Source organism: Schumannella soli, from assembly GCF_006517435.1.
Classification (GTDB): Bacteria; Actinomycetota; Actinomycetes; order Actinomycetales; family Microbacteriaceae; genus Schumannella; species Schumannella soli.
Genome location: NZ_VHQG01000001.1, coordinates 203,103 through 223,141 on the forward strand (window position 1 = coordinate 203,103; position 20,039 = coordinate 223,141).

Here is a 20,039-nt window from a genome sequence, read left to right on the forward strand (position 1 = left end):
GCCGCGCCGGGGTCAGACGAGCACGGCCCCGGCGGACGCGAGCTCGGCGAGCGCCGCCGCGGACGACTCGGGCGCCACACCGGCGACGAGCGAGGTGAGGATGCGCACCCGGCGGCCGCTGCGCAGCGCATCGAGCGCGCTGGCACGCACGCAGTAGTCGGTGGCGATGCCCACGACATCCACCTCGTCGATCCCCCGCCGGGTCAGCTCGTCCGCGAGCGCGCTGCCGTCGTCGAGTGTGCCCTCGAAGGCGGAGTAGGCGGGAACACCCTGCCCCTTCTTCACGTGCACGTCGATGAGCGAGGCGTCGAGCGCGGGGTGGTACTCGGCACCGAGGGTGCCAGCGACGCAGTGCAACGGCCAGGTGTCGACGTAATCGGGTTCGGCGCCCTCGGCGAAGTGGCCGCCGTTCGTGTCGTCGCCGTGGTGCCAGTCGCGCGAGGCGACGACGAGTCCGTAGCGTTCGGGGTCGTCACCCAGCAGCCGGGTCACGCCGGCCGCGAGCGCCGCGCCGCCGCGCACCCCGAGCGCGCCGCCCTCGGTGAAGTCGTTCTGCACATCCACGATCAGCAGAGCCCTGGTCGTCGCCGTCATCGGCCTACCTCCTTGCTCGCGGATGCCCGCGCTCAGATGCTGGACAGATTCGCGCCGCAGTCGTGCAGCGCTGCCGCGAGCGCGTCGAGCGCGGGATCGGCGGTCTCGTTCACGGCGTCGCCCACGCCGAGGAAGGCGAAGGCGAGGGCGGTGCCGTCGGCGGCCTGCACGGTTCCGATCAGGGTGCGCACGCCGGGGCCGCCGCCGCTGAACGCCTCGACGGCGCCGTCGGCTGAGCTCGTGCCGCCGAAGCGGCCGGCGAGCGCTCCGCTCTGACCGCTGCGGCCGAGCTGGGTGCGCAGCAGCGCGAGGTCGTCGTGGCTCTGCGCGATCTCGGCGGCGAACCGGGCCAGGAACACGGCCGAGACGGCGTCGTCGGTGCTGAGGCCCGATCCGTCGTGCACGACGATGCCGGTCGTCGCGACGCCGTAGCCGGCGAGCGCGGTCGCGTAGGTTCCGGTCAGCGAGGCGGCGCTGCCACCGTCGCCCTGCTTCTTCGACACGAGACGGCCGAGCGTCTCGGCGAGCGTGGCGTCATCGAGCGAGAGCATCTGACCGACGAGCTGCGAGACCGGCTGCGACTGCACCTGAGCGATCTCGGTGCCGCCCGCCGGCGCGGTCGCGGCGAGCGCCGTCGCATCGTCGGCGACGAGACCCGGAGCCGCCGCCCGCAGCGCGGCGAGCGCCTTCGCGCCGACGGCGGCGACCGGGTCGTCGGAGCGCGGGCTGATCGCGACGGCCGGATCGGCGCGGTCGCCGTCGAGCTGCAGCGAGGTGACCTTCGAGACGACGCCGGTCGTCTGCAGCGCCGTCGGCCACGTCGCATCCCAGCTGTCGCCGGTGCCCCAGTACGACGCGTCGAGCAGCACCGTCGAGATCGTCTTGCCGGGGTGCCGCGATGTCCAGGTGCTCGCGGCGGTGCTGAGCAGGTCGGCGAGCTTCGGCGCCCCCGCGTAGACCGAGGCGCTGCCGGCGGGCTGGGCGCTGAGGGTCGCATCCCCGTGGCCGACGATCGCGATGGAGTCGTCGCCGGCGTCGATGACGGTGGTCGGGATGCGGTAGTCGGGCCCGAGCACGCTCAGCGCCGCGCCCGCGGTCAGCAGCTTCATCGCCGAGCCGGGGCGTACCGGGGTCGCGCCGCCGCGGTCGTAGAGGGCGTCACCTCCGGTCGCCGAGATGACGGTGCCCTCGAAGGTGCCGAGCCGGGTGTCGCCGGCGAGCGGGCTGATCGAGCAGCTGCGCAGCCGGGCCGGTGCGGCGATCGTGTCGGGACGGGGGCGCGCGCTCGGCTTCGCGGACTCGGCGACGTCGGCCTTCTGCTCGGCGGCGGCTCGACTCTCGGCCATGGCGTGCCCGGCGGCGACCGCGCCGGTTCCGAGCACGGCGAAGGCGACCACGAAGGCGATCGCGCCGAGCGCCAGTCGGCGTTTGCGGAGCCGGGCGAGGATGCCGGCGCGACGTGTGCGGGGATCGGCGGCGGGTACGGATGTCGCGACGGGTGCAGCGACCTCGGGCTCTGCCCCGCTGCCGGCGGACGCGGGCGTCGCGCCCTGTTCGGCGGCCTCGAGGCCCGTTGCGCTGTCGACCGATCCGGGCGACGCGGCGTCAGGAGCGCTCGCCGACACCCCGGGTGGTGGCCCGCTCTCGCCGTCGCGCGGCGGCGTCTCGTCCGTCACGCCGTCATCCTATGATCGCCGGCTGGGGCGACCCCGCCGCGAAGCACGACCCCGGCGCGACTCCTTGCGGAATGACGAAGAGCCCCACGGTCGGCGGGGCTCTTCGTCATTCTGCGGCCGCGCGAAGCGGCCCCGTCGTCGCGACGGAAAAGTCTGCGAGCTCAGTGCGCCTTGTCGTAGGCCTCGAGGATCTCGCCCTTGACGCGGCCGCGGTCGCCGACGCTGTAGCCGTTCGCGTTCGCCCACTCGCGGATCGCGGCGAGGTCTTCGGGGCTGCGGCCGCTGCCGCTCGATCCCGATCCGCCCGATCCGGTGGCGCGGGCGCCGGATCGACGCAGACCCGAGGGGGCGCCGACGCGGGTGCCGGCGTCGATGAAGGGCTGGAGCGCGGCCTCGAGCTTGGCGACGTTCTCGTCGGAGAGGTCGATCGAGTACTGCACGCCGTTGAAGGCGAAGGTCGTCGAGCGGGTGCCGTCGGGCAGGTCCTCGCCGCTGAGGTCGTCGGTGAACTGGATCACTGTGCGTCGCGCCATAAACCGAACACTAACGCGCCTTTCGCGAATTCATCGATTATCCGCGCAGGATTAGAGAAATGCCGCACTAATCGCGACGAAATCCCGCACTCGAGGCCACGACGCATCCCTCAATCGATCGGTCGCTAACTGTCGCCATTCGCACGGGATAGCGACAGTCATCGACCGACCGGAACAGGGCGCAGCGAACGGCCTCAGGCGTCGAGGCGGGTGAGCGCGTCCTCGGCGGCGACCCAGGCGAGCATCGCGCACTTGACCCGGGCGGTGTAGCGCGAGACCCCGCCGAGTGCGGCGGCATCCTCGAACAGCTCCTCGTCGATCTCGATCGCGCCGCGCGAGCGCAGCGCCTCGCGGAACTGGCCGATGCGCTCACGCAGCACCGCGGGCGTCCAGTCCTCGGCGAGGCCGGCGAGCAGGGAGGCGGACGCCTGCGAGATCGCGCAGCCCGAGCCATCCCACGACACGCGATCGAAGGTGCCGTCGGCGCCGGGATGCAGCTCGAGCGTGATCTCGTCGCCGCAGGTGGGATTGATCTGGCACGAGCTCGCGGCCGTGTCGCCGCTCAGCGCGCCCTTGCCGTGCGGGTGCTTCGAGTGGTCGAGGATGACCTGCTGGTAGAGCGACTGCAGTTCTGACGAGCTCATGCGGCGCTCCCCTCGGGTCCGCCGAAGAAGGCGACGGTCTTCGCGACGGCGTCGAGCGCCCGATCCACCTCGGCGTCGGTCGTGTACAGGTAGCTCGAGGCGCGCGTCGACGAGGTGACGCCGAGGCGGCGGTGCAGCGGCTGGGCGCAGTGGTGCCCGACGCGCACGGCCACGCCGAGATCGTCGAGGAACTGGCCGACATCGTGCGAGTGCACGCCGGCGACATCGAAGGAGGCCAGGCCGACGCGCGGGATGCCGGCGGCCGGCCCCAGCAGGCGCACGCCCGGGATCGCGGCGAGCCCGGCGGCCAGTCGCTGACCGAGCGCGGCTTCGTGGGCGGCCACCCGATCCATCCCGACCGCGGTGAGGTAGTCGACGGCCGCCGCGAGCGCGATCGACTGCGACACCTTCTGCGTGCCCGCCTCGAAGCGCTGCGGCGCGGGCAGGTACTCGGACGCCTCGAGCGTCACGGTCGTGATCATCGAGCCGCCGGTGAGGAACGGCGGCAGCGCATCCAGCAGCTCCTGCTTGCCGTAGAGCACGCCGACGCCGGTCGGGCCGAGCATCTTGTGGCCGGAGAACGCGGCGAAGTCGACGTCGAGCGCGTGAAGGTCGACACTCGCGTGCGGAACCGACTGGCAGGCGTCGAGCACGACGAGCGCACCCACCTGTCGGGCGCGCGCGACGAGCGTCGCGACCGGGGCGATCGCGCCGGTCACGTTCGACACGTGCGCGAACGCGAGCAGCTTGGTGCGCTCGGTGACGATCTCGTCGAGGTGATCGAGGTCGAGCACGCCGTCGTCGTCGACGGGGATGATGCGCAGCGTCGCGCCCGTGCGCGCGGCGAGCTCCTGCCACGGCACGAGGTTCGCGTGGTGCTCGGCCTCGGTGCTGACGATCTCGTCGCCCGGACCGAGGCGGAAGCCCTCGGCGGCCGCTCCCCCGCGGCCGAGGCTCGCGTTCGAGATGCCGTAGGCGACGAGGTTGATCGCCTCGGTCGCGTTCGAGGTCCAGACGATCTCGTCGGGGTCGGCGCCGACGAAGCGGGCGACGGTCTCGCGCGCCTCCTCGAACAGCTCGGTCGCCTCGGCGGCCATGAGGTGCGCGCCGCGGTGCACGGCGGCGTTGGAGCTGAGGAGGAAGTCGCGCTCGGCGTCGAGCACGGCGAGCGGCCGCTGGGCCGTCGCGCCCGAGTCGAGGTAGGCGAGCGGATGCCCGTTGACCTCGCGCGCGAGGGCCGGGAAGTCGGCGCGGATGCGGGCCACCCCGGCGTCGGTGAGCGGGAGCGCGGCGGGAGGCGCCGCGGACGCGTGGCCGGCCGCCGGGGCGGGAGCAGGGGAGTTGGATGCGGTGCTGGAAGTCATGGGAGGGGCGCGCCGCCGGCGGTCTCGCCGCGCTGGACGCGCCCCTCCAGGGTACCGGCGGCATCCCCATGCCGCCGGGCCCGGTGCGGACGCGACGCCGACCGCGTCACGCCCGCGACGGCGCCGTCGTCGCCACCACGCGTCGACGGCGCCGAGGTCGGATTCCCGGTCGAGATCCCGGGGTCCGCTCCCGCTGCCGGGCTCAGCCCTGGCGGCCCTTCATGCGCGGGTTCTTCTTGTTGATGACGAAGATCTTGCCGCGGCGCTTGACGACCTGGGCGCCGGGCTGGCGGGCGAGTGACTTGATCGAGGCGCGCACCTTCATGGCGGCCTCCTTCCGGTCGGGGATGCGGGCGTCGCGGTCGCGAGCCGAGGTGAGCGGGCGGACGGGCCGTCACGCATCCGTTTAATGAGAACTGTTGTCGATAACGTAGCATCGTCGGCATGCATTCCCCGCGCTTCCGCATCGTGCTCGGCCCCGATCCGATCGCCCGCCGCCGCACGGCCGACCGCCTCGCCGACCTCACCGAGGTGCGCGCCACGCACCTGCACGACGCGCACGACAGCTGCGCCGATGCCTGCCGCAGCGTCGCCGCCGCCGTCGACGCCGGCATCGCAGCAGGTCGAGGGCGGGTCATCAGCGCCCCGTCGGACACCCGCCCGCAGCACCTGTTCGAGCTGCTCGGCAGCGCGGCCGAGCACACCAGCCTGATCGTGCACGTCGACCCGGCGCTGCTGCTGGTCGAGCTCGCCGACGAGCGCCTCATCGACGACGGCGAGCACCAGGGCAGCCTCATCGCCCGTTCGTCGGTGCTCGTCGAGCAGATCGAGCACGCCGACGCGCTCGTCGTCGACCACCGTCGTGCGCCCGACGCGGATGCGCTCAGCCGCCTGCTGGCGCTGCTCAGCCACCTCGCACCCGACGCGCGGCTCGTGCTGCCGCGCGGGGCGCACTGGCGCGACCGTGCGCGTTCGGCCGGATCCGCCGGCGCCGGCCCGGGGGCCGCAAGCAGCTCGCACCGCGGCCTGGCCGCCGGCGCGGGCCCTCGCCGCATCCCGGTCGAACCCGGCTGGGTGAAGGTGCTGAACGGCGACCACGCCCCGGCATTCGCCGACCCGCGCGTCAGCACGCTGCGCTACACGAACCCGGTGCCGTTCCACCCGCGCCGCGTGCTCGCGCTGCTGCAGGGCGGCTGGTCGCACGGCGATCACGGCGCGATCATCCGCTCGGCCGGCTTCTGCCGCTTCGCGACCCGGCCGGGCGTGACCGGGTTCTGGGATCAGGCGGGCGGCTCGATCGGCATCGAGCCGGCCGCGCGCGACACGGCCGACGGCCCGCTCAGCGTGGGCCAGGACCTCGCGATCACCGGATTCGCCCTCGACGCCGCGGGCCTCACCGCCGCACTCGACGAGTGCGCGCTGCGCCCCGACGAGCTGCTCGCCGGACCCGAGCTGTGGGCGAAGCTCGTCGATCCGCTGCCGGAGTGGCAGCCGCGAGCCTGAGCACGCGCCGATCCGCGAGCACTCCGCGGCCTCCGCCACGGAATCCGTCGTGCCAAACCGCTGAAACCACTGGATTCCGCCGGAAGACGCCCGCTAACCTGCCGGGAACGACCGCGCCGGAAGGACATCCCGTGCACCGCACCGTCTTCGAACGACAGGCCCCGCCCGCGAGCGCGATCGACCACGCGCTCGCCGAGACCCGGCACGAGGTGTTCTGGCTCGACGACATCGATCGCGCCGCGCATCCCCGCCTCGAGGGCGACCACGACGCCGACCTCGTGATCGTCGGCGGCGGCTACACCGGACTCTGGACGGCGATCGTCGCCAAGGAGCGCAACCCCGCCCTCACCGTGGTGCTGCTCGAGGGCAAGCGCGTCGGCTGGGCCGCCTCGGGACGCAACGGCGGATTCGTCGAGGCGAGCCTCACCCACGGCGAGGAGAACGGCCAGCGCCGCTGGCCTGAAGAACTGCCGCTGCTCGACGCGCTCGGCCTGCAGAACCTCGACGAGATCGAGGCCACGATCGCCCGCTACGACATGAAGGTGGATGCGCAGCGCACGGGAACCCTCGCGCTCGCCGTCGAGCCGCACCAGGTCGAGTGGCTGCGTGAGGAGCCCGTCGACGACGACCACGTCTTCCTCGACGAGACCGCCGTGCGCGCCGAGGTGAACTCGCCCACGTACCTCGCCGCCACCTGGGACAAGCGCGGCACGCTGCTCGCGCATCCCGGCAAGCTCGCCCTCGAACTGGCGCGCGTCGCGGTCGGGCTCGGCGTCGAGATCTTCGAGCACTCCCCAGCCAGGTCGATCGACGACGACCCGAGCGGTCCCGCCGACGCCGGCGTCGTCGTGACGACCTCGCGCGGCTCGGTGCGCGCCGAGCAGGCCGTGCTGGCGACGAACGTGTTCCCGTCGCTGCTCAAGCGCAACCGGCTCATGACCGTGCCCGTCTACGACTACGTGCTCGCGACCGAGCCGCTCGACGCCGCGCAGCTGGCCTCCATCGGCTGGACGAACCGGCAGGGCCTCGCCGACCTCGCGAACCAGTTCCACTACTACCGGATGACGGCCGACGACCGGATCGTGTTCGGCGGCTACGACGCCGTCTACCACTACGGCGGGCGCGTGCGGGAGTCGTACGAGGATCGCCCGGAGTCGTTCCGCAAGCTCGCCTCGCACCTGCTGACGACCTTCCCGCAGCTGGAGGGCATCCGCTTCACCCACCGCTGGGCGGGCGCGATCGACACCAGCACCCGCTTCTGCGCCTTCTACGGCACCGCCCGCGGCGGCCGCGTCGCCTACGCCGCCGGCTTCACCGGACTCGGCGTCGCCGCGACCCGCTTCGCCGCGCAGGTCATGCTCGACCAGCTCGACGGCGCCGACACCGAGCGCACGAGACTGCGGATGGTGCGCGAGCGTCCGCTGCCCTTCCCGCCCGAGCCGGCCGCCTCGATGGGCATCAACGCGACCCGCTGGTCGCTCGACCGCGCCGACCACAGCGAGGGGCGTCGCAACGTGCTGCTCAAGGCGCTCGACGCCGTCGGGCTGGGGTTCGACTCGTGATGGCGGATGCGGCGGGCGACGCCAGCGACGGGTTCATCCCCGCATCGCACGTGGATGCGCTGAGTATCGCACTCGAGCACGAGCCGCTGCCCGCCGACGAGGTCGAGGCGGGCGCGCCGACCGCCGGGATCGTGGAGCTCGGGACGCTGCCCGGTGGCTCCGGCCTCGACTACGGGATCTGGGAGATGAGCGCCGGCGCCGCCCGCGACGTCGAGGCCGACGAGCTCTTCGTCGTGCTCGCGGGCCGCGGCACGGTCGAGTTCCTGGATGCCGCCCCCGGCTCCGCCGACCGCATCCTCACCCTCGCCGCGGGCTCGGTGGTGCGCCTGCACGCCGGCCAGCGCACCCTCTGGACGATCACCGAGCCCCTGCGGAAGGTCTACGTGACGCCGAGCGCGTGACGCGCGTCAGCGTATGGCCGACGGGACTGACGCCGTGATCACCCGATCGGCGGGAGCAGCCCGCGCTCGCCCGAGACCAGCGCGGGCACGTGGGTGTACGCGAGGTCGAGGTGCGTGGCGATCGCATCGCGGGAGGCTCCCGCCTCGTGCGCGGCGATGATGAGCGCCTCCGCGTCGGCGGCGGCCTCACGCGCGGCCGCGTAGGCGGCGCGCGCCCGGGCAAGACTCGCGGCGGCGCGCTCGAGTGCCGCCGACTGCTCCGGCGTCGGCGGGGTCGCGATCGCCGCGGGATCGCCTAGCGCGAAGCTCCAGTCGGCGACGGACTGCTCGCCGTGCTCGCGGGCATCCGCTGCGTCGCCGGGCGGCCCGTCGGGATCCGCCGCATCGACGCCCGGCGCCGAGCGCTCCTCCCCGCGGGCGAAGGCCAGTGCCTCGCGCACGAAGCCGAGAACGGCCTCCAGCTCGACATCGTCGCGGGGGCCATAGACGAAGAACTCGGTGCCGAAGTCGCCGTACTGATGCGGCTCGGCCCAGCCCAGGCCGGTCAGCTCGGCGCCGCGCTCCGGCGGCAGCACGAGGTGGAGCGAGGTGTCGTCCACGCCGTGCAGGTGAACCGGCTCGAGGCGCCCGTCAGGGGCGAGACCGGTCTCGGGCGCGCGATGGTCACGTCGATCGTCGAGGAAGACCGCGCGCGAGGATGCGGGCGAGACCTGGCTGTGCGCTTCGACCACGTCGGGCAGCGCGAACACCGCAGCGACGAGGCGCCCCCAGAGCTCCGGCGTCGAACGCTGGGTGAGCTGAGACTGCGGACCCTCGTTCGTGACCTCGGGGCGGTCGCCGGAGCGGCGCACGGGATCGGGGCTCATGCGTCGAGCCGCGCCGCGACCTCGCCGAGGCGTCCGCGCGCATCCACCGCGTCGGGCGCCAGGTCGGGGTTGCCGGTGATCCGCTCGATCTCGCCGTCGAACCAGAAGTACAGATCCGGGCTGATCAGGCCGCCCGGCAGGGGCCCGTACTGCCCGCTCGCGAAGCCGTCGACGACCGCTTTCAGCGCGCCGACCGCGACGAGCGACTGCGCATCGCGCACCACGATCAGGGCGATGAGGCTGCGATGCGGCACCGCGAAGATGACGCCGTTCGGGGCCGGCCCGATCTCGGTGCGCACCAGGTTCTCCATGTTCGCGACCTTCGTGGCGATGAACAGCGAGTCGCCGACCAGGATCGTGATCTCGGAGCTGAGCGCGTCGCGCTCGTCGATCGGCTCCGCATCCGCGTTGCGCTGACCGAGCTCGTAGGCCTCGTCGACCCCGATCGCGAGATCGCCCAGCGCCGAGCCCGTCAGCGTCGCGACCGTGTCGGGGAAGTCGATGCCGAGCGCCAGCACGAGCCCCGGCGCGAGAGGACGGGCGTAGCCGAGGTCGGTCGGATCCTCCGGGCCGAGGTCGGCGAGCAGCCGGGTGCGGATCTGCGTGCGCAGCGCATCGGCGTCGAGCACCGTGTCGCGGTCGGCGTGCATCGCCGCGTCGACGATCGCGACGTGGTTCTGCACGAGCTCCGCCCACTGACGTCGCGGCGCTCCGTGGCACTGGGCGATGAGATTGCCCAGCTGGTAGCTCGTACTCGCATCCGCGCGCAGCAGCGGATTCGCCGGATCGCCGGTCGACTCGACCACCGTCTCGATCCCCCGCTCGGCGAGCGCGGTGCGCGCCAGACGGGTCACCTCGGCGACCACATCGTCCTCCGACGGCTTTCTGCCGAACCAGCCCATGCTCATCCCCTCGACCCCGCCACCGTAGACCGCGCCGGCGACGCCTGAGCGGACCTCACCCGGCGGTTTCCGCTGCCCTCGGCGAATTGATGAGCACACGGATCACATCGGGCGCGAAGAAGCGACGCTTGTACGCGTCGGGGTTCACGACGTCGAGCACACCGAGATCGACCAGCTGCGAGATGAGCTTGTTGGCGCGCGGATAGGAGAGTCCCAGCTCGGCCTGCACACGGCCTACCGTGAACGACGGATTCCCGATGGCGAAGTCGATCAGCGAATGCGCAGTACCGGCTCGGAGCGGGGACTGACGCACTCGTTCGTTGAGTTCGGTCTGAACTGCGACGAGTCCGAGCATCTGGCGTCGGGTCGATTCAGCGGACTGCCGGATACCGGCTGCGAAGAATCGCACGAACCCATCCCAGTCACCACGGCTGCTGACAGCGAAGAGCCGGTCGTAGTATTCGGCACGCCGAGCTTCGAACCATGGCGAGACCGTCAGCGTCGGCTCGCTGAGCACGCCAGTCAGCATGAACGTGATGACGACGAGATAACGGCCGAGGCGGCCGTTGCCATCGCGATACGGGTGCAGCGTCTCGAACTGGTAGTGCGACATGGCCGCGAGAACGACTGGATCGATCTGAGCGCGATGGTCTGCGCGGAGCCAATCGACGAGGTCCCGGACCCCGGTCTCCAGGGCCAGTCCCGGGGGCGTCGGAACGAATCGTGCGGCGTGCGCGGGGAATCCGGATGCATCAGCTTCGGCGCGACGCCCGATGACGACCTGACCTCGCCGGAGATGCCCCGATTCCGATTCCAGCGGAGTGCCGAGCATCAGAAGCCCTTGGAGCTCGCTTAAGAATCCCTCGGTCAGCGGCCACCCGGCAACTACACCATCGAAGCCGAAAGTCGCCATTCGGACATAGTTGAGGATCTCGACCAGTTCAGCGCTCGCCGGTGCGTCCTCGTCAGCAGTGAGCACCTCGGCGAGCGGCGCATAGGTTCCTTCCAGCTCGGAGGTGCTCTGCGCCTCCCGTCGCAAGGTGGGCTGGCGCAGAAGCGTCGGGTCGGGAAGCTGGCGAGCTGTGCTGTCGAGCGCGGCAAGCGCCGCCCGGGCCTCGGCGACCGCCATGTAGGTCGCGTTGCTCAACTCGGGAGTGCTGTCAGGAAGCGGATCGGGAACGAATGCCTTGTGGCTCCACTCTCCCAGGGCGGGGTCGGCTCCGAAGATCGGAACAAGGCTCCCCGGAGCCGAGTTCGCAAACTGTTCGAGATCCACAATGAAAGCTTAGATGCCAATGACGATCATTGTGATGATGTCAATGCTCGTGAAGTTGCATGAACATGGAGATCCCAAAGAAGCGGGAAGCACCGAAATAGGGAGAAGCCCCGGTCTCACGACCGGGGCTTCCATCTGAGCCGCCTGTGGGAATCGAACCCACGACCTTCTCATTACGAGTGAGACGCTCTGCCGACTGAGCTAAGGCGGCGTGCACCGTGAACGGTGGCACAGCAGACGAGCATAGCCGATGCGAGCGGCTGCTCCTGCACCGCGTCCGCGGGGCGGAGTCCGACCCGCACGATGCCCGCCGGTGAGGCGTCAGCCGTCGAGGCGGATCGTCTCGCGCAGCGCCGCGAAGGCGCGGCGCACCATCGTCGTCAGGTCGTCGTCGCCCTCGTGGTCGGCCCACGCGATCCAGGCGTGCCGGAGGGCGCCGGACGCCGAGAACACGAGCAGGCGCGCGCGCAGGAACGCCGCCTCGGCGTCGGCGAAGGTCTCCGGATGCTGCGCCGCGAGCCGCTGGGCGACCACCCCGGCGAGCTCGAGCTCGTACTCGCGCATGCCGGTCATGCGCTGGGCGACGAGCTGCGGCGACACCTTGACCAGCTCACGGCGCAGCAGCACGACCTCGCGGTCGGCGAGCGTCGCATCCACCGAGGCGACGACCAGCTCGGCGAGGTCGTCGAGCAGCAGGCCGCGGGCGGCGACAAAGGCCTGGATGTGCTCGGCGGCCGGCAACGACGGCAGCTCGCCCGAGACCGCCTCCTCCTTCGACGCGAAGTAGTTGAAGAAGGTGCGCGGCGAGACGTCGGCGAGACGGCTGATCTCGTCGACCGTCGCCCCGTCGATGCCGCGCTCCTTCACCAGCTGCGCTGCCGCGAGCAGGATCGCGCGGCGGGTCGCACGGCGCTTGCGCTCGCGCAGGCCGACCGGCTCGTCGGCCTCGGAGGCGTCGCGGTCGGAGGTCGTGTCGCGCGTGTCGCTCATCAGCAGTCCGGGTCTCTCGTCGGGACCTCGTCGTCGAGGAAGAAGCCGTCGACCGCGTCGTTCACACACGAGTTCGACTTGTTGTAGGCGGTGTGGCCCTCGCCGTGGTAGGTCACGAGGTGGCCGTTCTGCAGCTGCTTCGCCATCGCCTGAGCCCACACGTACGGCGTCGCCGGGTCGTTGGTCGTGCCCACGACGATGATGGGGGCCGAGCCGTCGGCGCTGATCGCGACGCGGTCGCGCGTGCCCTGGAACGGCCAGCCGACGCATCCGACACCGCCGTAGGCCATCTGCGGACCGAAGAGCGGCGCCTCGGCCGCCAGCGTCACAGCCTGCTGCCGCATGGTCGCGGGATCGGCGTCGTCGTTCTTGTAGTCGAGGCAGTTGATCGAGATGAACGCCTCGGTCGAGTTGTCGGCGTAGTCGCCCTTGTCGTCGCGCGAGTAGTAGGCGTCGGCGAGCTTGAACGCGATCTCGGCACTGCCGCTGAACACGTCGGCGAAGAGCTGGTCGAGGTAGGGCCAGCTCTCCTTGCTGTAGAGCGGGTAGATGATCGCGGTGAACAGCGCGCTCGTGCCCAGCTCGCGGCCGTCGGAGTTGCGGATGGGGCTCGCCTGAACGCTGGCGAACAGCTGCTCGACCTCGGCGACCGAGTCGTCGACGGTGCCGGCGAAGGGGCATCCCTTGCGGGTCAGGCAGTCCTTCAGATAGGCGCGGAAGGCGCTCTCGAAGCCCTTCGCCTGCGTGAGCGTCACATCGAAGTCGCTTGTCGCCGGGTCGAGCGCGCCGTCGAGCACGAGGTGGCCGGTCTTCTTCGGGAACAGGTCGGCGTAGGTCGCGCCGAGGAAGGTGCCGTACGAGTAGCCGAGGTAGTTGAGCTTCTTGTCGCCGAGCGCCGCACGCAGCATGTCGAGGTCGCGCGCGGCGCTGACGGTGTCGACGTGCCCGAGCAGCTCGCCCGTGCCCTTCAGGCAGTCCTGACCGAACTGCTGGTTGCTCTTCTCGGCCGCGGCGAGCCACTCGGCGCTGCCCGGCACGCCGGGCGTGATGCCGTAGATGTAGTCGTCGAAGGCCTTCGGGTCGGTGTAGCAGCTGACCGCGCTGGAGTGGCCGACCCCGCGCGGGTCGAAGCCGACGATGTCGTAGCTCGCCTGCAGCTTCTTGCTCGTGGCGTAGTCGACGCTGTCGCGCACGAAGTCGTAGCCCGATCCGCCGGGGCCGCCGGGGTTGATGAGCAGCGATCCCTTCGCGGTGCCGCTCGTCGCGGGCTGGCGGATCAGCGCCAGGTCGATCGTCTCCCCGGACGGGTCGGCCCAGTCGAGCGGCGCCTTCGCGGTCGCGCACTGCATGCCGTCGCTGCAGCCCTTCCAGGCCAGCTTCTGCTGGTAGTAGGGCTTGAGCGCCGCATCCACCTTCTCGTCCGACGGCGTGGACGTGCGGCTGCCCTGCGGCGGGAGGAACCACTGCACGCAGCCGCTGAGCCCGACCGCGAGCGCCGCCGCGAGGGCGACGACGGCGAGGCCGCGGCGGCGGGCGACGCGCGGCGAGTGGGCAGGGCGATCGGACGCGGTGGACGGGTTGGATGCGGTGGACGCTCGGCTCATGCGGCGGCTCCGGAGCTCGGGCGGCTGCGCACCGCGGTGATCAGGGCGGCCTCGAGGGCGAGGGCGGGGGCGACGTTGCCGGTGATGCGCTCGCGCGCTTCAGCCAGGGCGTCGAGGGTCGCGAGCGTCTGCGGCGCCGAGCAGGTCGCGGCGGCGGCCTCGAGCTTGTCGAGGATCGCGAGGTTCACCAGCTGGGCGCGGTCGAGGTCGAGCCCGAGCTGCAGCAGCAGGATGTCGCGGTAGAGCGAGAGCAGGTCGACGAGGATGCGGTCGATCCCGTCGCGCAGACTTCGAGTGGCGCGGCGCTTCTGGTCTTCTTCGAGGTTCTTGAGCTGGCTGCGCAGCGCCGGCGGAACGGTGCCACCGGGTTCGATGCCGAGCGAGCGCAGCACCTCGTCGCGTTCGCGGTGGTCGCGCTCTTCGGTGATCGCGCTCGCGTCGGCGCCGGCGACCTCGAGCAGCTCGGCGGCGGCGCGCACGGCGCCGGGGACGGAACGCAGACCGAGCGCGAGGTCGAGCGTGCTGCTGCGGCGGCGGCGCGCCTCGTCGTCGGTCGCGAGACGCCGCGCCATGCCGATGTGCGACTGTGCCTCGCGGGCCGCGCGCGCGGCGACATCCGCCGGCACGTTCTCCCGACGGGCGATGAGCTCGGCGACCTCGGCGACGGTCGGGATGCCGAGGCGCACGCTGCGCACGCGCGAGCGGATCGTCGGCAGCAGATCCGCCTCGCTCGGGGCGCAGAGGATCCAGATCGTGCGCTCCGGCGGCTCTTCGAGGGCCTTGAGCAGCACGTTGCTGGTGCGTTCGGGCATCCGGTCGGCGTCTTCGATGACGATCACGCGGTAGCGGCCGACCGAGGGTGAGAACTGGCTCGCCGTGACGAGCTTGCGCACCTCGTCGATCGTGATCACGACCTTCTCGGTGCTGAGCACGGAGAGGTCGGGATGCGTGCGGGCGTCGACCTGCGCGTCGGTCGCCTCCTCCTGCCCTGGCCGCGCCAGGAGGGCACTGGCGAAGGCGTAGGCGAGGGTCGAGCGGCCGGATCCGGGCGGGCCCGTGATCAGCCAGGAGTGGGCGAGTCCCTGCCCCGTCTCGGCGGCGCGACGCACGGAGGCGACGGCATCGGCCTGGCCGATGAGGTCGTTCCAGCCCATAGGGTCCTCTCGCTGCGCCGGCGGGCGGGTGCATGCCGGTCGAGTCGGTGATCGCTCGAGCCGGGGCGGATGCCGGGCGGGTCGGGCTCAGCCTAACCGGCGCGTCCGACGCGATCCGGTGAGCACGCCCGGCTCTCTCGTGCGGTGCGGCGGAGCCGATGCGCGCGCTCGGGTCCGGACACGGGGTGCGGGCGCGGATCCGTCAGGCGCGGGCGTCGATCAGCTGCTCGACCCGGTCGCGGATGTCGGCGGCGATGTCGTCGATCGCGCGCCGGGCATCCAGCACCAGGAAGCGCTCGGGCTCGGCGGCGGCGAGTTCGAGATAGGCGGCGCGCACGCGGCCGTGGAAGTCGCTCTTCTCGGCCTCGAGCCGGTCGTAGCGGTCGCGCGCGGCATCCAGTCGGCCGCGCCCTTCGCCCTCGTGCAGGTCGAGCAGCACGGTGAGGTCGGGCAGCAGCCCTTCGGCGGCCCAGAGCGACAGGTCGCGGATCTCGGTGCCGTCGAGCACCCGGCCGGCGCCCTGGTAGGCGACGGAGGAATCGAGGTAGCGGTCCTGCAGCACGACCTCGCCGCGTTCCAGGGCGGGGCGCACGACGGTGGCGATGTGGTGCGCGCGGTCGGCGGCGTAGATCAGCGCCTCTGCGCGGGGCGCGATGTACCCGCGCCGATGCAGCACGATCTCGCGCAGCTCGAGGCCGAGCTCGCTGCCGCCGGGCTCGCGAGTGCGGGTCAGGGTCTCGCCGCGGTCGGTGAGCCAGTCGGCGAGGATGCCCTGCTGCGTGGTCTTGCCCGAGCCGTCGCCGCCTTCGAAGGTGATGAAGAGGCCGCGTGCCGATCCGCTCGCCGCATTCGCGACGACGTGGTCGGCCACTCCGTCGCCGGTCACTTCTTCTTGGCGGCGGTGCTGCGCTTCGCGGGCGCGCGCTTGGCGGGGGCCTTGCGCTTGACCGGTCCCTTGGCGCGCTTGTCGGCGATCAGCTGCACGGCGCGCTCGAAGTCGACGTCGTCGACCTCCTCGCCGCGCGGGATGGTCGCGTTGGTCTCGCCGTCGGTGACGTAGGGGCCGAAGCGGCCGTCCTTGATCTTGATCGGCTTGCCGCTGACCGGGTCGGCGTCGAACTCCTTGAGCGCGCTGGAGGCGCGGCGGTTGCCGTACTTCGGCTGCGCGAGCAGCTCGAGCGCGCTGGTCAGGTCGATCGCGAAGATCTGGTCTTCGCTCTCGAGCGACCGGGTCTCGGCGCCCTTCTTGAGGTACGCGCCGTAGCGGCCGTTCTGCGCGGTGATCTCGACGTCGTCGGCCGGGTCCGTGCCGACCACCCGGGGCAGGGTGAGCAGCTTGAGCGCGGTCTCGAAGTCGATCGTGGCCGGGTCCATGCTCTTGAAGAGGGACGCGGTGCGCGGCTTGACCGCGGCCTCCTTCTTCGCGCCGCGCTTCGGCTTCGGCTTCTCTTCGGCCTCGGCCGCGACGACCTCGCCGGTGGCGGGGTCGACGACAGGCTCCGGCTCGGGGTCGAGCTCGGTGACGTAGGGGCCGAAGCGGCCGTCCTTGACGACGATCTGCTTGCCGTTGGCGGGGTCGGTGCCGAGCACGCGGTCGCCGATCACGGGGGCGTCGGCGAGCTCGCGCGCCTTCGCCGGGGTGAGCTCGTCGGGCGCGAGCTCCTGCGGGATGTTGACGCGGCGCGGCGTCTCCGATCCCTCTTCCACGACCTCGAGGTAGGGCCCGTACTTGCCGATGCGCAGCGTGATGTCGTCGCTGATGCGCACCGAGTTGATGTCGCGCGCGTCGATCTCGCCGAGGTTGTCGACGACGCCGCGGAGGCCCTGGTGGGCGTCGTTGCCGAAGTAGAAGCTGTTGAGCCAGTCGACGCGGTCCTGCTCGCCGCCGGCGATGCGGTCGAGGTCGCCCTCCATCGCGGCGGTGAAGTCGTACTGCACGAGCTCGCTGAAGTGGTCTTCGAGCAGACGGACGACGCTGAACGCGATCCAGTTCGGCACCAGCGCGGTGCCGCGCGGGGTGACGTAGCCGCGGTCGATGATCGTGGAGATGATCGCCGCGTAGGTCGAGGGGCGCCCGATGCCGAGCTCTTCGAGCGTCTTGACCAGGCTCGCCTCGGTGTAACGCGGCGGCGGGCTGGTCTCGTGCCCCTTGGCCTCGACGTCCTGCGCGTGCAGCGTCTGGCCCTCGGCCAGCTCGGGCAGCCGCGACTCGCTGGGCTCGGCCGGGGTGTCGCGGTCGTCGTCGCGCGACTCCTCGTAGGCGGCGAGGAAGCCGCGGAAGGTGATGACGGTACCCGAGGCGGTGAGCTCGGCGGTGCCGTTCTCGGGCGTCGCGGCCTCGATCATGACGGTCGCGGTGGATCCGCGGGCGTCGGCCATCTGCGAGGCGACGGTGCGCTTCCAGATGAGGTCGTAGAGCTTGAGCTCGTTGCCGCGCAGCGTTCCGGTGAGCGAGTCGGGTGTGCGGAAGGTGTCGCCCGAGGGACGGATCGCCTCGTGCGCCTCCTGCGCGTTCTTCGACTTGCCGCTGTAGACGCGCGGCTTCTCGGGGATCGTGTCGGCGCCGTAGAGCTTGGTCGCCTGGGCGCGGGCCGCGTCGATCGCCTGCTTCGAGAGCCCGGGCGAGTCGGTGCGCATATAGGTGATGAAGCCGTTCTCGTAGAGCGACTGCGCGGTGCTCATGGTCTGGCGGGCGGTGAAGCGCAGCTTGCGCGCGGCCTCCTGCTGCAGCGTGGACGTCGTGAACGGCGCGGCGGGACGGCGCGTGTAGGGCTTCGTCTCGAGCTTCGCGACGGTGAGCTTCGCGCGGTCATCGCGGATGCCGGCGGCGAGCGCTTCGGCAGCGGCCTGATCGAGGGCGACGGCCTCGCCCTTGAGCGCGCCGGCGTCGGTGAAGTCGCGGCCGGTGGCGACGCGCTTTCCGTCGAGACGGGCGAGGCGGGCCGCGAAGTGCGGGGCCTTCTCTTCGGCCGAGGTCGCGAGCTCGACGTCGAGATCCCAGTAGCTGGCGGTCACGAAGGCGAGACGCTCGCGCTCGCGGTCGACGACGAGACGCGTCGCGGCCGACTGCACCCGGCCGGCGGAGAGTCCGGGTCCGATCTTGCGCCAGAGCACGGGCGAGACCTCGTAGCCGTAGAGGCGGTCGAGGATGCGGCGGGTCTCCTGCGCGTCGACGAGCGCGGTGTCGAGTTCGCGGGTGTTCTGCTGGGCGGCCTGGATCGCGTCCTTGGTGATCTCGTGGAACACCATCCGCTTCACCGGCACCTTGGGCTTCAGCACCTCGAGCAGGTGCCAGGCGATCGCCTCTCCCTCGCGGTCTTCATCCGTTGCGAGGTAGAGCTCGTCGGCCTCCTTCAGCGCCTTCTTGAGGTCGGTGACGGTGCGCTTCTTCTCGTCGCTGACGACGTAGTAGGGCGCGAAGCCGTTCTCGACGTCGATCGAGAACTTGCCGAGCGGGCCCTTCTTGAGCTCGGCGGGAAGGTTCTTCGGCTCGATCAGGTCGCGGATGTGACCGACCGACGCCTGCACCTCGTAGCCGTCGCCGAGGTACTGGGCGATCGTCTTGGCCTTCGCCGGCGACTCGACGATGACCAGCTTCTTCGTGGCGGGCACGGGGCTCCTTAAGAACAAGAGAGGAACGCGCGGATGCCGTGCTCGAAGAAGCAGGCCCCCGTGCGACTCGACCGGCGGCGCGGTGAGCGCGGTCGGCCGGGTGTTTCGAGCCACACCATACACATCTCCGACTGTCAAGTGCTTTCACCTCGAATCGGTGCGCTGCGGCGGCGGACGCTGTCGGGCGAGTCGACGGACGGGTCGGCGACCGCGGCGGCATCGCTCTGCGGCGGGCCTGCTCGGGCCCGCGCGGTCAGCGGGATTCCGGCGAACTCGCCGTGCACCTCGACCGTCGCTTCGGCGCCGCTGATCCGGCAGGCGGCGAGCGCGGCGCGGTGCGCCGCGGCGAGGCGCGCCGCCTGCGTACAGGGGTCGCCGGACACGGCTCCGGATGCGGTGTCGGCCGCCGCGAGCGCGGCCGCATCCGCCGCCGCGATCACGCGCTGGCGCTCCGTGAGCCCGGCGCCGAGGCCGACCACGGCGAGCGCGATGCCCGCCGTCGTCACGACGACGCCGACTCCGGCGATCCCACCGCTCACGGCTCAGAGCCCGCCGCCGAGGGCGCAGCCTCGGGCGCTGACGTCGAGACCGAGGACCCCCGCGGCCCCGGCCGCGCGGGCGGTCACGGTCGCGCAGACGAGGTCGCCCTCGTCGGAGCGGGCGACGCTCGCAGAGCCGAGCGCGCGCCCGGCGAGCGACGCGTCGTCACCGCGCGCCCAGGCGCGGGCCGCGTCGGCTGCCGCGTCCTGAGCGCGGAGCTGGGTCGCGGCGAGCTGCACCGCACCGAGACACAGGGCGAGGGCGGCGAGCACGGCCGGCAGCACGATCGCGAACTCGGCCGCGGCTCCTCCGTGTTGCGCGCGGAGGGCACTGACGAGACCGCCCCGACCGAACGGGCCGCGGCGGCCGGCCCAGCCGGACACGTCCGCCGCGCGAATCGCATCCTGTCCTTCCGCGCTGCGGAGTTCTCGGCTCCGATCCGCGTCGCCGCCGGAGCCGGCCCGCCGCCCTCGCCCGGTCATCCCGCGACCGTCAGGGCCTTGTGCACCAGATCGGTGAGGATCTTCTGCACCTCGCCCGACTTCAGGATGACGACCAGCAGCCCGGCGAAGCCGACCGCCGCCATGATCGTGATCGCGTACTCCGCCGTCGCCGCTCCGCCCTCGTCGGCGAGACGGGAACGGATGCCCCGCTGCTCCGGGGCGATCCACTGCTGCCGCGCGAGGCTCGCGTGGCCGGCCCGCCCGCGGCCGGCTGCCGTCCCCGACGTTGCTCCGCCGCCCGCGGCCGTCTCTCCTCGGTTCTGCTCGCTCATCGCTGCTCCTTGTTCTCTCGATCGTTCATCGGTCTTGCTCCGA

At 71.9% G+C, this 20,039-nt stretch carries 20 protein-coding genes and 1 tRNA gene; 3 read left to right on the forward strand and 18 right to left on the reverse strand.

Annotation, left to right across the window (positions count from 1 at the left end; all coding sequences use genetic code 11):
• Nucleotides 1-12: 12 nt before the first annotated feature.
• The 6 genes from FJ657_RS00920 to ykgO all read right to left on the reverse strand — a co-directional run bounded on the left by FJ657_RS00920 (nt 13) and on the right by ykgO (nt 5,136).
• Complete coding sequence (locus tag FJ657_RS00920; RefSeq protein ID WP_141161829.1) at nt 13-594, reverse strand: isochorismatase family protein; 582 nt, start codon at nt 592-594, stop codon at nt 13-15.
• A 32-nt stretch (nt 595-626) separates the two neighbouring features.
• Entirely contained in the window at nt 627-2,270 is a 1,644-nt protein-coding gene (locus FJ657_RS00925; protein ID WP_141161830.1) for a D-alanyl-D-alanine carboxypeptidase, read from the reverse strand.
• A 161-nt stretch (nt 2,271-2,431) separates the two neighbouring features.
• Complete coding sequence (locus FJ657_RS00930; RefSeq protein ID WP_141161831.1) at nt 2,432-2,803, reverse strand: histone-like nucleoid-structuring protein Lsr2; 372 nt, start codon at nt 2,801-2,803, stop codon at nt 2,432-2,434.
• Between the two features lie 194 nt (nt 2,804-2,997).
• Nucleotides 2,998-3,447, reverse strand: coding sequence for a Fe-S cluster assembly sulfur transfer protein SufU (sufU, locus tag FJ657_RS00935; RefSeq protein ID WP_141161832.1), 450 nt, complete (start codon nt 3,445-3,447; stop codon nt 2,998-3,000).
• A complete protein-coding gene (locus tag FJ657_RS00940; RefSeq protein WP_141161833.1) occupies nt 3,444-4,811 on the reverse strand; it encodes an aminotransferase class V-fold PLP-dependent enzyme in 1,368 nt (455 codons plus the stop codon). Before FJ657_RS00940 ends, sufU begins: the two co-directional genes overlap by 4 nt.
• 202 nt (nt 4,812-5,013) lie before the next feature.
• Nucleotides 5,014-5,136: a type B 50S ribosomal protein L36 gene (gene ykgO / locus FJ657_RS00945; protein ID WP_141161834.1), complete on the reverse strand. Its 123-nt coding sequence runs from the start codon at nt 5,134-5,136 to the stop codon at nt 5,014-5,016.
• 119 nt (nt 5,137-5,255) lie between these two features.
• Here ykgO and FJ657_RS00950 point away from each other — a divergent pair, with 119 nt between their 5' ends.
• The 3 genes from FJ657_RS00950 (at nt 5,256) to FJ657_RS00960 (ending at nt 8,277) form a co-directional block, all read left to right on the forward strand.
• Entirely contained in the window at nt 5,256-6,314 is a 1,059-nt protein-coding gene (locus tag FJ657_RS00950) for a CobW family GTP-binding protein (protein WP_141161835.1), read from the forward strand.
• Between the two features lie 131 nt (nt 6,315-6,445).
• Nucleotides 6,446-7,876 (forward strand): NAD(P)/FAD-dependent oxidoreductase, encoded by a 1,431-nt coding sequence (locus tag FJ657_RS00955; RefSeq protein WP_141161836.1) that lies wholly within the window; start codon nt 6,446-6,448, stop codon nt 7,874-7,876.
• Nucleotides 7,876-8,277 (forward strand): cupin domain-containing protein, encoded by a 402-nt coding sequence (locus FJ657_RS00960; RefSeq protein ID WP_141161837.1) that lies wholly within the window; start codon nt 7,876-7,878, stop codon nt 8,275-8,277. The genes FJ657_RS00955 and FJ657_RS00960 overlap by 1 nt, the downstream gene beginning before the upstream one ends.
• A 38-nt stretch (nt 8,278-8,315) precedes the next feature.
• On the opposite strand, the gene FJ657_RS16960 is transcribed toward FJ657_RS00960, so the two are convergent.
• The 12 genes from FJ657_RS16960 to FJ657_RS17245 form a co-directional block, all read right to left on the reverse strand.
• Nucleotides 8,316-9,143, reverse strand: coding sequence for a luciferase domain-containing protein (locus FJ657_RS16960; protein ID WP_181408816.1), 828 nt, complete (start codon nt 9,141-9,143; stop codon nt 8,316-8,318).
• Nucleotides 9,140-10,045: a DUF1444 domain-containing protein gene (locus tag FJ657_RS00970; RefSeq protein ID WP_141161838.1), complete on the reverse strand. Its 906-nt coding sequence runs from the start codon at nt 10,043-10,045 to the stop codon at nt 9,140-9,142. The genes FJ657_RS16960 and FJ657_RS00970 overlap by 4 nt, the downstream gene beginning before the upstream one ends.
• Nucleotides 10,046-10,100: 55 nt before the next feature.
• Entirely contained in the window at nt 10,101-11,321 is a 1,221-nt protein-coding gene (locus FJ657_RS00975) for a Fic family protein (protein WP_141161839.1), read from the reverse strand.
• A gap of 138 nt (nt 11,322-11,459) precedes the next feature.
• Nucleotides 11,460-11,532, reverse strand: a tRNA-Thr gene (locus FJ657_RS00980).
• Nucleotides 11,533-11,642: 110 nt separating this feature from the next.
• Entirely contained in the window at nt 11,643-12,311 is a 669-nt protein-coding gene (locus FJ657_RS00985) for a TetR/AcrR family transcriptional regulator (protein WP_141161840.1), read from the reverse strand.
• On the reverse strand, nt 12,311-13,915 hold the full coding sequence (locus FJ657_RS00990) for an alpha/beta hydrolase (protein WP_141161841.1): 1,605 nt from the start codon (nt 13,913-13,915) through the stop codon (nt 12,311-12,313). The genes FJ657_RS00985 and FJ657_RS00990 overlap by 1 nt, the downstream gene beginning before the upstream one ends.
• Nucleotides 13,912-15,069 (reverse strand): DNA polymerase III subunit delta', encoded by a 1,158-nt coding sequence (locus FJ657_RS00995; protein WP_141161842.1) that lies wholly within the window; start codon nt 15,067-15,069, stop codon nt 13,912-13,914. The genes FJ657_RS00990 and FJ657_RS00995 overlap by 4 nt, the downstream gene beginning before the upstream one ends.
• A 202-nt stretch (nt 15,070-15,271) precedes the next feature.
• The gene (tmk, locus tag FJ657_RS01000; RefSeq protein WP_255447060.1) at nt 15,272-15,955 is read right to left on the reverse strand and encodes a dTMP kinase; all 684 of its coding nucleotides are present in this window, start codon (nt 15,953-15,955) and stop codon (nt 15,272-15,274) included.
• The gene (gene topA, locus FJ657_RS01005; RefSeq protein WP_181408817.1) at nt 15,952-18,681 is read right to left on the reverse strand and encodes a type I DNA topoisomerase; all 2,730 of its coding nucleotides are present in this window, start codon (nt 18,679-18,681) and stop codon (nt 15,952-15,954) included. Before topA ends, tmk begins: the two co-directional genes overlap by 4 nt.
• A gap of 134 nt (nt 18,682-18,815) precedes the next feature.
• Complete coding sequence (locus FJ657_RS01010) at nt 18,816-19,220, reverse strand: Rv3654c family TadE-like protein (RefSeq protein WP_141161843.1); 405 nt, start codon at nt 19,218-19,220, stop codon at nt 18,816-18,818.
• Nucleotides 19,221-19,223: 3 nt separating this feature from the next.
• On the reverse strand, nt 19,224-19,604 hold the full coding sequence (locus tag FJ657_RS17150) for a TadE family type IV pilus minor pilin (RefSeq protein ID WP_255447061.1): 381 nt from the start codon (nt 19,602-19,604) through the stop codon (nt 19,224-19,226).
• 95 nt (nt 19,605-19,699) lie between these two features.
• Complete coding sequence (locus FJ657_RS17245; protein ID WP_255447161.1) at nt 19,700-19,888, reverse strand: DUF4244 domain-containing protein; 189 nt, start codon at nt 19,886-19,888, stop codon at nt 19,700-19,702.
• Nucleotides 19,889-20,039: the final 151 nt, after the last annotated feature.

Coding starts and splice junctions, on each gene's coding strand:
- FJ657_RS00985 (WP_141161840.1), bottom strand. CDS start 12,311: ATGAGCGACACGCGCGACACGACCTCCGACCGCGACGCCTCCGAGGCC.
- FJ657_RS00920 (WP_141161829.1), bottom strand. CDS start 594: ATGACGGCGACGACCAGGGCTCTGCTGATCGTGGATGTGCAGAACGAC.
- FJ657_RS00940 (WP_141161833.1), bottom strand. CDS start 4,811: ATGACTTCCAGCACCGCATCCAACTCCCCTGCTCCCGCCCCGGCGGCC.
- FJ657_RS16960 (WP_181408816.1), bottom strand. CDS start 9,143: ATGAGCCCCGATCCCGTGCGCCGCTCCGGCGACCGCCCCGAGGTCACG.
- FJ657_RS00990 (WP_141161841.1), bottom strand. CDS start 13,915: ATGAGCCGAGCGTCCACCGCATCCAACCCGTCCACCGCGTCCGATCGC.
- FJ657_RS00970 (WP_141161838.1), bottom strand. CDS start 10,045: ATGGGCTGGTTCGGCAGAAAGCCGTCGGAGGACGATGTGGTCGCCGAG.
- FJ657_RS00960 (WP_141161837.1), top strand. CDS start 7,876: ATGGCGGATGCGGCGGGCGACGCCAGCGACGGGTTCATCCCCGCATCG.
- FJ657_RS00995 (WP_141161842.1), bottom strand. CDS start 15,069: ATGGGCTGGAACGACCTCATCGGCCAGGCCGATGCCGTCGCCTCCGTG.
- ykgO (WP_141161834.1), bottom strand. CDS start 5,136: ATGAAGGTGCGCGCCTCGATCAAGTCACTCGCCCGCCAGCCCGGCGCC.
- sufU (WP_141161832.1), bottom strand. CDS start 3,447: ATGAGCTCGTCAGAACTGCAGTCGCTCTACCAGCAGGTCATCCTCGAC.
- FJ657_RS00950 (WP_141161835.1), top strand. CDS start 5,256: ATGCATTCCCCGCGCTTCCGCATCGTGCTCGGCCCCGATCCGATCGCC.
- FJ657_RS00930 (WP_141161831.1), bottom strand. CDS start 2,803: ATGGCGCGACGCACAGTGATCCAGTTCACCGACGACCTCAGCGGCGAG.